Below are 14700 nucleotides of genomic sequence, written 5' to 3' on the forward strand. Positions count from 1 at the left end.
CCCGGACGGCGGCGGGGTAGTTGGCGCCACATGCGCCAAAGTCACCCTCCGTCGCCGCCCCGGACGCCCTCGATGGGCCGGCTGGCCGCCGCCTCGCTCGTCGGCACCGCCATCGAGTTCTTCGACTTCTTCGTCTACGGGACCGCCGCCGCCCTCGTCCTGGGGCCGCTCTTCTTCCCCACCTTCTCGCCGCTGGCCGGGACCCTGGCCGCCTTCGGCACCTTCGCCGCCGGATTCCTCGCCCGTCCGCTCGGCTCGCTCCTCTTCGGGCACGTCGGCGACCGGTACGGCCGTCGGCCGGTCCTCTTCGCCTCGCTGCTCCTGACCGGCTGCGCCACGGTCGCGGTCGGCTGCGTCCCCACGTACGCGACGCTCGGCACCGCCGCCCCGGTGCTGCTGCTCGCCCTCCGCTTCCTGCAGGGCCTCGGCCTGGGCGGCGAGTGGGGCGGGGCCGTCCTGCTCACCGCCGAGCACGCCCCCGAGCACCGGCGCGCGCTGTGGTCGAGCTTCCCGCAGATCGGCCCGTCGATCGGTTTCCTCCTGGCGAACGGGGTGATGCTGGCGCTCACCGCCGGGCTGAGCGACGCGGAGTTCCGCGCCTGGGGCTGGCGGGTGCCGTTCTGGGCCGCGGGACTGCTCGCCGTCGGTGGGCTGCTGCTCCGCTCCTCGCTGGCGGAGACCCCGCAGTTCGAGGAGCTGTCCGCGTCGGGGCGGCGCGCGGGCGCCCCGCTGACCGAGGTCTTCCGCGACCACTGGCGGCTCGTGCTGCTGACCGCCGGGGCGCTCGCGGTCGGGTACGCCGTCTTCTACACGGTCTCCACCTGGGCGCTGGCCTACGGCACCGAGCGGCTCGGGGTGAGCAGCACGGTGATGCTGACCTGCGTCATGGCGGCGGTGGCGATCAAGGGCGCGCTCACCCCGTTCGTGGCCCTGCTCGCCGACCGCTGGGGCCGCCGCCCGCTCTGTCTGGCGGGGTGCGCGGCGTCCGCCCTCTGGATGTTCCCGATGGTGGCCCTGCTGCACACCGCGCGGCCGCTGCTGATGTTCCTCGGGTTCCTGGGCTCGCTGCTGGCCTTCATCACCATGTTCGCGGTGGTCGCCGCGTACCTCCCGGAGCTGTACGAGCCCCGCGTCCGCTGCACCGGCGCGGCCGTCGGCTACAACCTGGCCGGCGTCCTGGGCGGCGCGCTGACGCCGATCGTCGCCACCACGCTCTCCGACGGCGGGTCCGGCCCGCCCTGGGGCGTCGCGGCCTACCTCACGCTGGTCGCCCTCGTGAGTCTCGGCTGTTTCGCGCTCCTGCCGGAGACCCTCCCGGGCCGCGCCGGACAGCCGGCACCCGAGCCGGCCGCTGTCTGAGCGGCTCCGACGGTTCGAGCGGTTCCTTCGACACGAGCGGCTCCGGCGGTTCGAGCGGTTCCTTGGATACGAGCGGCTCCGGCGGTTCGAGCGGTTCCTTCGATACGAGCGGCTCCGGCGGTTCGAGCGGTTCCTTCGATACGAGCGGCTCCGGCGGTACGAGCGGTTCCTTCGATACGAGCGGCTCCGGCGGTACGACACGGCGACGGCCGACCGGGGTGGACCCGGTCGGCCGTCGGTGTGTGCGGGGGCGTCAGGCCTCGACGCTGTCCTTCGGGGTGTCCTCGGAGACGGCCGGGGCCTCGGCCGCGGCGCGCTCCGCCTGCCTCCTGGACGCGATCAGGCTGGTGATGGTGGTGACGACCAGGACACCGCCGATGACCGCGAGCGAGAACGGGATGGAGATCTCCGGGACGTGCACCCCGGACTCGTGCAGGGCGTGCAGCACGAGTTTGACACCGATGAAGCCGAGGATCACCGACAGGCCGTAGCTGAGGTGGACCAGCTTCTTGAGCAGGCCGCCGATCAGGAAGTACAGCTGCCGCAGACCCATGAGGGCGAAGGCGTTGGCGGTGAAGACGATGTACGGGTCCTGGGTGAGGCCGAAGATCGCCGGGATGGAGTCGAGGGCGAAGAGGACGTCGGTGGTGCCGATGGCGAGCATGACGACCATCAGCGGGGTCAGTACCCGCTTGCCGTTGACCTGGATGAAGAGCTTGGTGCCGTGGTACTTGTCGGCGACGCCGAACTTCTTCTCGACGGCCTTGAGGAGACGGTTCTCCTCCCAGTCGTCCTCGTCCTCGTCGGCACGCGCCTCCTGGATGAGCTTCCAGGCGGTGTAGATCAGGAACGCGCCGAAGATGTAGAAGACCCAGGAGAAGCTCGCGATGATGGTGGCGCCCGCGGCGATGAAGATCGTGCGGAGCACCAGGGCGATCACCACACCCACGAGCAGCACCCGCTGCTGGAGGTGGGAGGGGACCGCGAACTTCGCCATGATCAGGACGAAGACGAAGAGGTTGTCGACACTGAGCGACTTCTCGGTGATGTAGCCGGCGAAGAACTCTCCGGACGCCTGGCTGTTGCCGAAGATCAGCAGGCCGAGACCGAAGAGCACGGCCAGCACGACCCAGACGACCGTCCAGATTCCGGCTTCCTTGACCGACACGTCATGCGGCTTGCGCCCGATGAAGAAGTCGGCACCGATCAGGGCACCCAGACCGAGAATGGTCAGGACCCACAAGGTCATTGAAACGTCCACTGCGCCTCCGGCGTCGTACGGCTACTGATCAGCGTCGTCGCTGCCGGAGGTCTCTTCCACCCGGGCGGCGGACGATCGCCGCCGGGCCGACGCCCCGGGATCGGATCGATGATGATCCGTCCGTACTGACGGGTACGCCGCGCTTGGGGAGTACTCCCCTCCGCACCAAGAACACTACCCGAAAAACCAAGAGAAGGTAAAGGGCAGGGTAAAGGGCCACCAAAAGGCCAGGTCAAAGCCGCTTTCCATGACGAGCGGCCGCCACCTGCGTGAGGACCTGGCGAAGGACCGCGCTGCCGGGCGGAAGGAGCGGCGGCTCGTACGACCAGGCGTGACCGACCCACGGATCGGCCAGGTGGTCGTCGGGCACGGGCGTGAGGCGCAGCAGCGAGCGCCACAGCGGATCGAGCAGCGGCCCGTACGCGGCCGCGTCCTCCCGGTCCGCGACCATCAGCAGATGGACGCCGACCGAAGGGCCCTCGTCGGCGAGGTACCGCAGGCGGGTGACCGCCCGGTCGTCGAAGCCGTGCGGGAAGTCGTGCACGACCAGCAGCTGCCGGGCCGTGTCCAGACCCGGCGGCAACGCGTCGGCCGCACCGCCGCGCAGCGCCATCTGGAGGAGGTCGACCCGCTCGGTGAGCTGCTCCAGGACCGCCGAGACACCGGCCGCGCCCCGGGCCGGCGGGGCGGCCGCCCCCGTCTCCACGAGGGGCGCGAGGGCCGCGGCGCCCGCGCCCGCCGGGTCGACGAGATGGACGGTGAACTCGCCCGCCGGGTGTGCCGCGAGCAGCCGCGCCGCGTGCGCGACCGCGCAGTCCAGGGCGAGCCGCCGCAGCTCGACCTCGTCGAGGAGCCCGGCCGCCTCGGAGCGGCCTCGGCCGGAGTCCACCCACAGCCCGCGCTCCAGCGGCAGCCGGACGAGCATCGGGATGCGCAGGTCGGTGCGCTCGGGGAGGTGGAGATCGCCGAGGCGGACGGCCATCGGCTCCTCGGCCGGGACGCGGTAGGCGTGCCAGACGGGGTTGTCCCAGCGGGCGTAGGCGACGGGCAGCGCCGGCTCGACGACCTCGGACTCGGCGGCCAGCTGGGCGAGGTCCCGGTCCAGGACCTCCCGGGCGCGCACAACGAGCTCGTCGTGCCGGGCGCGGGCGGCGGCCCGCGCGGCGTCGTTCGCGCCATCGGCCCGGGCGCGGTAGTCGGTGAGCGTCTCGTCGAGCTCCCGGTCGAGCCGGGACTCCGCGAAGTCACAGGCGCTGCGGTAGGCGGCGGCGGTCCTGGCCAGGTCCTCGAACATGCCCCACACCTGGTTGTAGAGGCGCTCGTCCATGGACCAGCCCGAGGCGTCCCCGGCGACCGGCACGGGCGGGGCCTGCCGGGGCTCGGGGTCGGCGGCGGGGTCGGCGGCGGGGGCCGGCCTGCGCCGGGGGTGGGAGTAGTCGATGGGACCGCCGGCACCGGCGCCCGCCACGGGGGTGGGAGGCGGTGTCACGGTGGCCGGGTCGGCGGCGGCCGGGGGCGGTGGTGGTGTCACGGGTGCCGGCTCGGCGGCGGTGGGCGGCGGTGTCACGGGGGTCGGGTCCGCGGTGGTCGCCGGTGCCGTGTGGCGTACGCGCTCCGGCTCCGGCTCGGGGACGCGCGACGGCGCGGTGGGTGAGGCGGCGGTTTCCGGGGCGGCCGTCGCGAGGATCGTGGCGGCCAGCTCCGCGGGGCGCTCCAGGCCCTGGTCGCCGAGCAGGGCGGCGAGCCCGCCCTCGTACCCCTGGCCCATGGCGCGGACCTTCCAGGCGCCCTGGCGGCGGTACAGCTCCAGGGCGACGACGGCGGACTCCGTGTCGAGACCGGTGATGGTGTAGCTGGCGATCTCGGTGCCGTCGGGGCCGGCGACGGCGACGAACGGCGCGGCGAGGCCCCCGAAGCGGGCGGCTCCGCCGGTCAGCGCGAGGAGGACCGAGACGCGGTGGACGGCGCCGGGGACCGCGTCCAGATCGACGGCGAGGCGGTGGTCGGCGGCGGCCCCTCCGGGCACGTCGACGCCGGGGAGGGAGGGTGCGCCGGGGTGGGCGATCCACTCCGTGCCCGCGACCCGGCCCTGCTCGTCGCCGAGGGCGGCTCCGGCGAGGACGGGGTGACCGGCCGACACCCGGATCTCCAGTCGGGTCTCGGGCAGGGGGTGGTTCTGCCCCCGGACCAGCTCGGCCGTCATCGTCTCTGTCCCCTTCGGTGTTTCCAGGTGCGGTTCATGCGGACAGCTCCCGGTGGCCTGGTGCCTCCGGGAGCTGTGGGTGTGCCGGGCCGGGCCCGTCTACAGGTGCGGCAGGATCGCCGGCATCAGGTCCTGGAAGGTGCGCCCGTTGGCCGGGTTGCCCAGGGCGGTCATCTGCCAGCCGGAGCCGACCCGGTGCACCTTCGCCATGATCTGCGCGGTGTAGTTGCCGCCGCCGTCGAGGGTGTAGCGCGCGAGCTCCTGGCCGTTCGTCTCGTCGACGATCCGGCAGAAGGCGTTCTGCACCTCCTGGAACGTCTGGCCGGTGAAGGAGTTCACGGTGAAGACGATCTGGTCGATGTGGACCGGCACCCGCTCCAGGTCCACGAGGATCGCCTCGTCGTCGCCGCCCTGGCCCGCGCCGCCCACGAGGTTGTCGCCGGTGTGCTTGACCGAGCCGTCGTCGCTGACGAGGTGGCGGAAGAAGACGACGTCGACCGGCTGCTTCTCGGCGAAGAGGACGGCCGAGGCGTCCAGGTCGATCTCCCGGGTGCGCGAGCCGAAGAGACCGCGGCGCGGCGCGGCCTGCCAGCCGAGCCCCATCCGCACCTGGGTGAGGCTGCCCCCGCCCTTCTTCTCCAGGCTGATGGCCTGGCCCTTGGTCATGTTGACCGACACGCGTCTGCCCCTCTCGTTGGCGTTCCCCGCGACCGCTGTTCCGGTGCGTGCGGTTGTCGAGCACCCTACGCAGCGGCACCGACACAGCGGAGCGACGGTCCGGTTTTGTGTCGGTCTTGCAACACACCGGACCGCCCCTCCGCCCTCGTCCGGTCAGGCGAGTCCCGCCTCCTTCATCTGGCGCAACTCCTTCTTCAGCTCTCCCACTTCGTCGCGCAGCCGGGCCGCCACCTCGAACTGCAGCTCGGCCGCCGCGGCGCGCATCCGGTCGGTCATCTCCTCGATGATCGCGGCCAGTTCGGTGGCGGGCCGGTCGCCGAGCTGGACCGTCGAGCCCGACCCGCCGGCCTTGCCCCTGCCCTTGACCGCGTGCGCGGCGAGCGAGGGGACGGGGGCCTTGGCGCCCTTGCCCTCCTTCGCCTGCCGGTAGCCGCTGCCGAGCAGTTCCTCGGTGTCGATCTCCTCGCGCGCGATGGTCGCGACGATGTCGTTGATCTTCTTGCGGAGCGGCTGCGGGTCGATGCCGTGCTCCGTGTTGTACGCGATCTGCTTCTCGCGGCGCCGGTTGGTCTCGTCGATGGCCTGCTCCATCGCCGGGGTGATCCGGTCCGCGTACATGTGGACCTGGCCCGAGACGTTGCGCGCGGCGCGGCCGATCGTCTGGATGAGGGAGGTCCCGGAGCGCAGGAAGCCCTGCTTGTCGGCGTCGAGGATGGCGACGAGGGACACCTCGGGCAGGTCGAGGCCCTCACGCAGGAGGTTGATGCCGACGAGGACGTCGTACTCGCCGGCGCGCAGCTCGCGGAGCAGCTCGATGCGGCGGAGGGTGTCGACGTCGCTGTGCAGGTAGCGCACCTGGATGCCGAGCTCCAGGAAGTAGTCGGTGAGGTCCTCGGCCATCTTCTTGGTGAGGGTGGTGACGAGGACCCGCTCGTCCTTCTCGGTGCGCAGCCGGATCTCGTAGACCAGGTCGTCGATCTGGCCCTCGGTGGGCTTGACGACGACCTCGGGGTCGACGAGTCCGGTGGGCCGGATGATCTGCTCGACGAAGCCGTCGCCGCGCGAGAGTTCGTAGGTCCCGGGGGTGGCGGAGAGGTAGACGGTCTGGCCGATCCGCTCCTGGAACTCCTCCCACTTCAGCGGGCGGTTGTCGAGGGCGGACGGGAGCCGGAAGCCGTGGTCCACCAGGGTCCGCTTGCGGGAGGCGTCGCCCTCGTACATGGCGCCGATCTGCGGCACGGTGACGTGCGACTCGTCGATGACGAGGAGGAAGTCCTCGGGGAAGTAGTCGATGAGGGTGTTGGGCGCGGAGCCGGGGTCGCGGCCGTCGAAGTGCATCGAGTAGTTCTCGATGCCGGAGCAGGAGCCGATCTGCCGCATCATCTCGATGTCGTACGTGGTGCGCATGCGCAGGCGCTGGGACTCCAGGTGCTTGCCCTGCTTGTCGAGCTCGGCGAGGCGGACCTCCAGCTCGCGCTCGATGTCGTTGACCGCCCGCTCCATGCGCTCGGGGCCCGCGACGTAGTGGCTGGCGGGGAAGACGTACAGCTCGCGGTCCTCGCTGATGATCTCGCCGGTGAGCGGGTGGAGGGTGGAGAGGGCCTCGATCTCGTCGCCGAACATCTCGATGCGGACGGCGAGCTCCTCGTACACCGGGAAGATCTCGATGGTGTCCCCGCGCACCCGGAAGGTGCCGCGGGTGAACGCCAGGTCGTTCCGGGTGTACTGGATGTCGACGAAGCGGCGGAGCAGCTGGTCGCGGTCGATCTCCTCGCCGACCTTGAGCGGGACCATCCGGTCCACGTACTCCTGGGGGGTGCCGAGGCCGTAGATGCAGGAGACGGAGGCGACCACGATGACGTCCCGGCGGGTGAGCAGGGAGTTCGTCGCGGAGTGGCGGAGCCGCTCCACCTCCTCGTTGATGGAGGAGTCCTTCTCGATGTAGGTGTCCGACTGCGGGACGTACGCCTCGGGCTGGTAGTAGTCGTAGTACGAGACGAAGTACTCCACCGCGTTGTTCGGCAGGAGCTCGCGGAACTCGTTCGCCAGCTGGGCGGCCAGCGTCTTGTTCGGCGCCATCACCAGGGTGGGGCGCTGGAGCTTCTCGATCATCCACGCCGTGGTCGCGGACTTGCCGGTGCCGGTGGCGCCGAGGAGCACGACGTCCTTCTCGCCCGCGCGGATGCGCCGCTCGAGGTCGGCGATGGCGGTCGGCTGGTCGCCGCTGGGCTTGTACTCGCTGACGACCTCGAAGGGTGCCACCGTACGTTCGATCTTGGAAACGGGCCGCATGCAACCACCGTACGACCCGGCACCGACACTCGGGCGGCGATCGGCTCACCGCCCGCTGTCGCGGAGTCCCTCCAGCTACCCCGTCACCAGTCCTGGGAGCGGTGTCCGCCGCGCGGGACGCTCCGGCGCGCGGCCCGTCCGGCGGCCCGTCCGGCCGTGCGCCCGGCGGGGCGGGAAGTCCAGTTGGCGGGCTCGCCGTAGGACGGGACGTGGCGCGGGGCGGGCACGCCGGGGCGGTGCGGGGTGCGGGCGGCGGGCCGCTGCCAGTCCGGGTCGCCCATCACGAGCAGCGGGTCGAACATGACGACGACGGCGGCCAGGATCAGGAAGACCGCCGGGCCGATCAGCATGGGCAGCAGGAGCGAGGTGGCGGTGTCGCCGGTGCCGGCGTGCGGCTGGGTGCCGTGCAGCTGGACGCTGACGGCGGCCATGGCGGTGTAGTGCATACCACTCACGGCGACGCCCATCACCAGGCTCGCACCGAGACTGGCCAGAAATCCATGGACGGAGACGGCCGCCCAGAGGGCCGCGGTGGCGGCCACGACGGCGATGACCACGGAGAGGGCGACGGTGACCGTGTCGTACTCGATCCGGCCCTGGAGGCGCATACCGGCCATGCCGAGGTAGTGCATGGTGGCGACGCCGAGGCCGGTGATGGTGCCGCCGGTGACCAGCGTCAGGGCGGTCGCCCCGCGGTAGCCGACGATGAAGATGCCGATGCCGACCATGAGGACGGCGACGCCCAGGCTGGCGAAGGTGATGGGGCGGTCGTAGTTGACGGGCGCCTGCCGGACGGAGAAGCCCATCATGGCGATGAAGTGCATCGTCCAGATGCCGGTGCCGATCGAGGTGGCGCCGAGGGCGAGCCAGCCCGCCTTGAAGCTGTCGCGGTGGCGGAGCGATCTGGTGGTGCACCTCAGGCCGAGGGCGCCGCCGAGGCAGGCCATGAGAAAGGCGGCCACCGGCGTGACGAGCCCGTAGCTGAATCCGTCGACCGTGCCCTGCATGAGCGTGTGTCCTCCACCCCTGGTGCCACGTCGTCCGAAAACAGTCGGTACCGCTGGGTAGTACTACCGGGGCGAGATTATGGCGCGCCGGGCGCCCGGCGACCACGTGACCGGGGAATTTCCACTCGTGAGACCGGAGCGAGACCGGTCCGTGATCTTCTCGGCGGCTGTCAGTGGCGGGTCGTACCGTGGCGGCATGGACATCGAAGGGGAGCCGGGGGCCGCGGAGCGGGCCCTCGGCGTGGAGTGGACGGTCGTGGAAAGCCCCATCGGGCCGCTCTTCCTCGCAGCGACCGGGCGGGGGCTCGTGCGGGTCGAGTTCCACGCGGACGCGGGGCGGCGGGAGGGGATGCCCGAGCGGCTCGCCGGGCAGCTGGGGGCCGCGCCGGTGGAGTGCGCCTCGGGACTGCTCGCCGAGCCGATACGCCGGCTGGGCCGGTACTTCGCGGGCGAGGCACGCGACTTCGACCTGCCCCTGGACTGGTCCCTGACGACCGGCTTCAACCGGCAGGTGCTGCGCGAGCTGGCGGCGAGCGTTCCGTACGGCACGGTCGTGGGGTACGGGGACCTCGCGCGGCGCGTGGGGCAGCCGGGCGCGGCGCAGGCGGTCGGAGCGGCGATGGGCGCCAATCCGCTGCCGGTGGTGGTGCCGTGCCACCGGGTGGTGGAGAGCGACGGCGGTCTTGGCGGCTTCGGGGGCGGTCTGGAGACGAAGCGGCAGCTGCTGGCGCTGGAGGGCGTGCTGCCCGCGCCGCTGTTCTGAGCGCCGCCCGGCCGTTCCCGGAGGAGGCGGCGTTCCCATCGGATGGGACGGCTGGCACACTCACGTAAGTGACACACACGCCCAGCGCCCCTGACGCCACCGTGCCCGAGGGCATATCCGTCCCCGCCGCCCCCAGCCCCGCCGAGCTGCCGGCGCTCCGTCGGCGCGTCCAGGCCGGGCTGATCGTCACCCAGATCCTGGGAGGCCTCGGCATCGCCATCGGCTTCGCCCTCGCCGCCGTCCTGGCGAGGGACGTCAGCGGCACCGAGGCGCTGTCCGGTCTGGCGTCGACGGCGTCGGTGGCCGGTTCCGCGCTGCTCGCCATGCCGCTGGCCGCGCTGATGGCCTCGCGGGGCCGCCGGGCGGGGCTCGTCCTCGCGTACCTGATCGGGGCGCTCGGCGCCGGTGTGGTGGTGCTCGGGGCGGCCCTCGGGAACTTCCCCCTGCTGCTCGTCGGGCTCGTCGGCTTCGGCGCCGGGTCCTCGGGGAACCTGGCGGCCCGCTTCGCCGCCGCCGACCTCGCCGAGCCGGACCGCAGGGCCCGGGCCATCTCCATGGTGGTGTGGGCGACCACGCTCGGCGCGGTGCTCGGCCCGAACGTCGCCGCGCCCGCCGGGAAGAGCGTCTCGGGCCTGGGGATCCCGGCCGCAGCGGGCCCGTTCGTCTGGGCCGCCGGCGTCTTCGTGATCGCGGCGACCGTGGTGGCCGTGCTGCTGCGCCCGGACCCGCTGCTCACCGCCCGCGCGCTGTCGGAGGCCGGGCCGGGCGAGACGACCGAGGGTCGCTCCCTGCGGGCCGGGATGGATGCGGTACGGCAGTCCTCGCGGGCCAGGATCGCCCTGGTCACGATCGCCGGCTCGCACACCGCCATGGTGTCGATCATGTCGATGACGCCGGTGGCACTCACCCATCACGGCGCGGACATCCAGCTGATCGGGCTCGTGATCAGCGGGCACATCGCGGGGATGTACGCCTTCTCGCCGTTGATGGGCTGGCTGTCCGACCGGCTCGGCCGGCTGGCGGTGATCGGGCTCGCGGTCGGTCTCATCGGTACGGCGGCGCTCGTCGCGGGCACGGCGGGACCGTCCCACGGCCGGACCGCGCTGGGGCTCTTCCTCCTCGGTCTGGGCTGGTCGGCGGGGCTGGTGTCCGGTTCGGCGCTGCTCACCGACTCGGTGCCGCAGGCCGCACGGGCCGCCGTCCAGGGGCTCTCCGACTTCGTCATGAACACCGCCGCCGGGGTCGGCGGCCTCGCGGCGGGCCTGATCGTCTCGCAGGCGGGCTACGGGCCGCTGAACGCGATCGCCGCGTGCCTGCTGCTGCCGATGGCGGCGCTCGCGCTCCGCGGCGCCCTCCGGAAGGCCTGAGCCGGACGGTCACCGTTCAGCGCGGCACCACCGGGGAAGAGGCCGCGCCCCTCAGCGCGGCACCGCCGGGGACGAGGCCGCGGCGGCCAGCTGCCGCGGGGCGCCCCCGCCGTCGGCGGGCACCGACCAGACCGCTCCCCCGTATCCGTACGCGAGGGTCTTCTCGTCCGTCCACAGCGCCTGGTCGTCGATGCCGCGCCGCTCGGCGACGGGGTGCTCGCGTCCGGTGCTCAGCTCGTACACGTACAGCCGCCACGGTTCGCGCGGGCCGTCGGACACCCGCTTCTTGAAGGCGATCCGCGTCCCGTCCGGGGAGAGCGAGGGGCATTCGACGTTCTCCCGCAGGGCTCGGGCGGACCAGTTCCGCATGTCGCCCTCGACGAGACGGGTGCGGCCGCCCGTCGAGACGGTGGCGTAGAAGCGGTTGTCGTCGGCGGCGAAGGTGACGCCCCAGTAGTTGACGTCGGGGGCGTGGTACCGACGGCCGTCCAGGGTCAGCGGGATCTGCTCGATGTTCTTCACCAGGTAGCCGGTGCGCAGGTCGAGGATCGAGGTGCGGGTGGAGAAGGCCGAGCGCGCGTACGAGTCGCCGGTGGCGAACATCGTCCAGGACAGCATGTGCCCCGAGGCGGAGACCCTGGCGCGGCTGGGGATGCCCGGCAGGGCGATGCGGCGGACCTCGCGGAGCCGCCGGTCGAGCACGAGGACGTACGAGCGGGCCGGTACGCCCGGCCGCCGCTGGAGGCAGAGGGCGGTGGCCCCGGCCGCGTGGAAGCGGTCGCAGGAGGGGCCGCCCGCCGCCCGGCCGCCGGGCGCGGCCGGGTCCACGCGCGCGACGCGCCCGCTCGCGGTGTCCCGGACGTAGAGCGCCCCGGTGCCGCCGTCGAGGGTGAAGCCGGGGTCGGCGGTCCCGGTGGCGGCGGCGCGCCCGGAGGCGGCCCGCAGGGTGTAGGCGGTGGCTCCGCCGCCGAGGAGCAGGAGGGCGAGGACGAGGATCCCCACACGCGCGCGCGTGGAGGCGGCGATGTTCATGGCGTGGTCCCTTCGGGGATCGGCCCGGACGGCAGCAGGCGGGCGGCGCAGGCCAGGGCCGCCGCGAGGGCCAGGAGCGCGGCGACGAGGGCCGTCTCCGGTCCGCTCGCCGTCCAGACGGCGCCGAAGGTGACGGCGGCGCCGAGCCGGGCGAGCGCCTGCGCGGTCTGGACGACGGCGAGGCCGCCGGCCTGTCGTCCCTCGGTGAGGAACGGTCCGGTGAGGGCCATCAGGACGCCGTCGGTGGCGGCGTAGAAGACCCCGAGCAGCAGGAGGACGCCCACGAGGGCCGCCGTGGCGGGCACGGGGGCGAGCAGCAGCCCGTAGGCGAGGAGCAGGGCCCCGTGCCCGTACAGGAGCGGGCGGCGGCGCCCGACGCGGTCGGCGAGGCGTCCTGCGGGGACGGCGAGCAGCAGATAGACGCCGGCGGCGCCGAGCGGCAGGAACGGGAACCAGGTGGCGTCGAGGTCGAGGCGCCGCTGGAGCAGCAGGTAGAGGAAGGAGTCGCCGACGGTGGCGGCGCCGAGGAGGGCGGCGCAGAGCACGATCCGGCGGTACGCGGGCGAGTGGAAGGCCGCGAGGAGCCCGCCCCGCGCGCGGGGCGGCGCCGGGGCTCTCGGCGGTGTGTCCCGGTCGGCGCGCGGCCGCCCGCGATCCCGCAGCCGCCCGGGGTCCCGCGGTCCCCCGGGGTCCCGCGGCCGCCCGGGGACGAAGAGCAGCCAGAGCAGGACGCCGAACGCGCCGACGCAGAAGCTGACGGCGAAGACCGCCTCGTACGTCTCGGCCGTCGCCCACAGCAGGGCGAAGGCGGCGAGCGGCCCGAGGAGGGCGCCGGTGGTGTCCATGGCGCGGTGGACGCCGAAGGCGCGGCCGAGGTCCTCGGGCGGGCTGTGCCGGGTGATGAGGGCGTCGCGCGGGGCGGTGCGGACGCCCTTGCCGAGCCGGTCGGCGGCGATCGCGCCGGCGATCCCGCCGGTCGCCCCGCCGGCGAGGAGGAGACCGAGCCGGGAGCAGGCGGAGAGGGCGTAACCGAGGCCGGCGATCTGTTTGTGGCGGCCGCCGCGGTCGGCACCGGCTCCGCCGAGGAGCCGTACGAGCGCGGTGGCGCCGGTGGAGAGGCCGTCGAGGAGCCCGAACTGGAGGGGGGAGAGGCCGAGTCCGAGGACCAGGTAGAGCGGCAGGACGGCGGTCACCATCTCCGAGGAGACGTCGGTGACGAGGCTGACCGTGCCGAGGACGAGGACGGTGCCGGGGACGCGCCGCCGGACCCCCGAGGGGGCGGGCGGCGCGTCGGGGCGACCGGTGGTCGCGAGGTACATCAGTGGCAGGTGTAGGTCGGGCCGGAGTCCTTGACCTGGTCGTCGATGCCGACGTACTGCCAGGTGTAGGTGGTGTCGGTGAGGTTCAGCTTCAGGACGCCGTACGTGCCGCTGATCCGCTTCTGGCTGTTGGGCTGGACGGTCTCGATGTCGTAGGGCTCGGCGCCGCCCATGCCGCCGACGATCTCGACGATGCCGTCGGCGGTGGCCTGCCCGTTCGGGTCCTGCGGGGCGAAGCGCTCGTAGTGGTGGTCGTGTCCGTTGAGGACGAGGTCTGCCCTGGCTCCGTAGAGGATCTGCCAGACGGGCTTGGAGACAGGGTCGTTGCCGTGGCCGCCGGAGGAGTAGAGCGGGTGGTGGAAGTAGGCGGCGAGGCAGCCCTTGGTGTTCCGCGCGAGGTCGTCCTTGAGCCACTGGATCTGCGCGGCGTCGTCGAAGGTGTTGGAGTCGAGGGCGACGAAGTGCCAGTTGCCCTGGTCGTAGCTGTAGTACGGCTTGCCCTGCGGGTAGGCGATCGCGCCGAAGTACGACTTGTAGCCGGAGAACGCGCCGGCGGGATCGTAGGACTCGTGGTTGCCGGGCACGGGCCGGGTCTGCGCCTTGAAGACGCCCCAGGTCTTGTCGTAGTAGTTCCGGAAGTCCGAGAGACGCGCGTCGTCGTACTGGTTGTCGCCCATCGTCAGGTAGAAGGACGGCGCGATCCGCTGGGCCAGGGCCGCGGTCTTGGGGTGGGCGCAGGAGCTGCTGGAGGCGGTGCACTGGGCGGCGATGTCACCGGCCGCGACGACGGTGAAGGCGCCGGTGGGCGGGGGTGTGGTGGCGGAGGTGCCGTAGACCTCCACCGTGTAGAGCGAGTAGCCGTACGAGGTGCCGCGCGCGGTCCCGTAGACGCGGAGGTAGCGGCCGGTGCCGGTGAGTCCGGTCCAGTCGTCGGTGCCGCCGTTGCCCGCGGTCTCGGTGGCGAGCCGGGTCCAGGTCGTGCCGTCGGCGGAGATCTCGACGCGGTAGGCCTTGGCGTAGGCGGCCTCCCAGACGAGCTTGACGCGGGAGACGGTGGCCGAGGGGCCGAGGTCGACGCGGATCCACTGCGGGTCGACGCCTTCGGCGCTGGCCCAACGGGTGGTGGAGTCGCCGTCGAAGGCCTTCTCCGGGCCGAAGGTGCCGTCCTCGACGGAGGAGGAGGTGGCCGGCCTGCCCTGGGAGATCAGGGTGTCGGCGGCGGCGCCGGCCCGGTCGGGATGAGCGAGGAGGAGTCCGCCGACGAGCAGCAGCACGGCGGCGAGGACGAGGGGCAGACGGTCGGTGGTGCGGCGAGGTGGGGCGGAGGCGAACAGGCGCATACCTGGGCTCCCTGGCCTGTGGGGTCGGCGAGAGCTGGACACCGGTGCGGCGCACCACTGACCGGCCGCGCGGCTCGGG

Annotated in this window: 11 protein-coding genes; 3 read left to right on the plus strand and 8 right to left on the minus strand. The window is 72.8% G+C overall.

The window, feature by feature from the left end:
• Window positions 1-72: 72 nt before the first annotated feature.
• On the plus strand, window positions 73-1359 hold the full coding sequence (locus ACN9M0_RS08375; RefSeq protein WP_399696399.1) for an MFS transporter: 1287 nt from the start codon (window positions 73-75) through the stop codon (window positions 1357-1359).
• 253 nt (window positions 1360-1612) lie between these two features.
• On the opposite strand, the gene ACN9M0_RS08380 is transcribed toward ACN9M0_RS08375, so the two are convergent.
• The 5 genes from ACN9M0_RS08380 to ACN9M0_RS08400 form a co-directional block, all read right to left on the minus strand.
• Complete coding sequence (locus ACN9M0_RS08380) at window positions 1613-2608, minus strand: TerC family protein (protein WP_399696400.1); 996 nt, start codon at window positions 2606-2608, stop codon at window positions 1613-1615.
• 244 nt (window positions 2609-2852) lie between these two features.
• Window positions 2853-4823: a TerD family protein gene (locus ACN9M0_RS08385; RefSeq protein WP_426403368.1), complete on the minus strand. Its 1971-nt coding sequence runs from the start codon at window positions 4821-4823 to the stop codon at window positions 2853-2855.
• Between the two features lie 99 nt (window positions 4824-4922).
• Window positions 4923-5501, minus strand: a complete 579-nt coding sequence (locus tag ACN9M0_RS08390) for a TerD family protein (RefSeq protein WP_189802381.1) — start codon at window positions 5499-5501, stop codon at window positions 4923-4925.
• Window positions 5502-5654: 153 nt separating this feature from the next.
• Complete coding sequence (gene uvrB, locus ACN9M0_RS08395; protein WP_426403369.1) at window positions 5655-7793, minus strand: excinuclease ABC subunit UvrB; 2139 nt, start codon at window positions 7791-7793, stop codon at window positions 5655-5657.
• A gap of 83 nt (window positions 7794-7876) precedes the next feature.
• The gene (locus ACN9M0_RS08400) at window positions 7877-8800 is read right to left on the minus strand and encodes an MHYT domain-containing protein (protein WP_399696403.1); all 924 of its coding nucleotides are present in this window, start codon (window positions 8798-8800) and stop codon (window positions 7877-7879) included.
• Window positions 8801-8996: 196 nt separating this feature from the next.
• Between ACN9M0_RS08400 and ACN9M0_RS08405 the strand changes: the two genes are divergently transcribed.
• Together ACN9M0_RS08405 and ACN9M0_RS08410 are read left to right on the plus strand one after the other, a co-directional pair.
• Window positions 8997-9563, plus strand: a complete 567-nt coding sequence (locus ACN9M0_RS08405; RefSeq protein ID WP_366037211.1) for a methylated-DNA--[protein]-cysteine S-methyltransferase — start codon at window positions 8997-8999, stop codon at window positions 9561-9563.
• A 68-nt stretch (window positions 9564-9631) separates the two neighbouring features.
• Window positions 9632-10930 (plus strand): MFS transporter, encoded by a 1299-nt coding sequence (locus ACN9M0_RS08410; protein ID WP_426403370.1) that lies wholly within the window; start codon window positions 9632-9634, stop codon window positions 10928-10930.
• A 51-nt stretch (window positions 10931-10981) separates the two neighbouring features.
• On the opposite strand, the gene ACN9M0_RS08415 is transcribed toward ACN9M0_RS08410, so the two are convergent.
• The 3 genes from ACN9M0_RS08415 to ACN9M0_RS08425 are packed head-to-tail and all read right to left on the minus strand — an operon-like array spanning window position 10982 to window position 14621.
• Window positions 10982-11962, minus strand: coding sequence for a TolB family protein (locus tag ACN9M0_RS08415; RefSeq protein ID WP_426403371.1), 981 nt, complete (start codon window positions 11960-11962; stop codon window positions 10982-10984).
• Window positions 11959-13281 (minus strand): MFS transporter, encoded by a 1323-nt coding sequence (locus ACN9M0_RS08420; protein ID WP_426403372.1) that lies wholly within the window; start codon window positions 13279-13281, stop codon window positions 11959-11961. The genes ACN9M0_RS08415 and ACN9M0_RS08420 overlap by 4 nt, the downstream gene beginning before the upstream one ends.
• Window positions 13281-14621: a discoidin domain-containing protein gene (locus tag ACN9M0_RS08425; protein WP_366037208.1), complete on the minus strand. Its 1341-nt coding sequence runs from the start codon at window positions 14619-14621 to the stop codon at window positions 13281-13283. The genes ACN9M0_RS08420 and ACN9M0_RS08425 overlap by 1 nt, the downstream gene beginning before the upstream one ends.
• Window positions 14622-14700 lie beyond the last annotated feature (79 nt).

This window comes from Streptomyces sp. R-07, from assembly GCF_049913175.1.
GTDB lineage: Bacteria > Actinomycetota > Actinomycetes > Streptomycetales > Streptomycetaceae > Streptomyces.

What these genes read in the sequence shown, in the direction of transcription:
- ACN9M0_RS08375 (WP_399696399.1), top strand. Translation starts at nt 73, where the DNA reads ATGGGCCGGCTGGCCGCCGCCTCGCTCGTCGGCACCGCCATCGAGTTC.
- ACN9M0_RS08380 (WP_399696400.1), bottom strand. Translation starts at nt 2,608, where the DNA reads ATGACCTTGTGGGTCCTGACCATTCTCGGTCTGGGTGCCCTGATCGGT.
- ACN9M0_RS08385 (WP_426403368.1), bottom strand. Translation starts at nt 4,823, where the DNA reads ATGACGGCCGAGCTGGTCCGGGGGCAGAACCACCCCCTGCCCGAGACC.
- uvrB (WP_426403369.1), bottom strand. Translation starts at nt 7,793, where the DNA reads ATGCGGCCCGTTTCCAAGATCGAACGTACGGTGGCACCCTTCGAGGTC.
- ACN9M0_RS08400 (WP_399696403.1), bottom strand. Translation starts at nt 8,800, where the DNA reads ATGCAGGGCACGGTCGACGGATTCAGCTACGGGCTCGTCACGCCGGTG.
- ACN9M0_RS08405 (WP_366037211.1), top strand. Translation starts at nt 8,997, where the DNA reads ATGGACATCGAAGGGGAGCCGGGGGCCGCGGAGCGGGCCCTCGGCGTG.
- ACN9M0_RS08415 (WP_426403371.1), bottom strand. Translation starts at nt 11,962, where the DNA reads ATGAACATCGCCGCCTCCACGCGCGCGCGTGTGGGGATCCTCGTCCTC.
- ACN9M0_RS08420 (WP_426403372.1), bottom strand. Translation starts at nt 13,281, where the DNA reads ATGTACCTCGCGACCACCGGTCGCCCCGACGCGCCGCCCGCCCCCTCG.
- ACN9M0_RS08425 (WP_366037208.1), bottom strand. Translation starts at nt 14,621, where the DNA reads ATGCGCCTGTTCGCCTCCGCCCCACCTCGCCGCACCACCGACCGTCTG.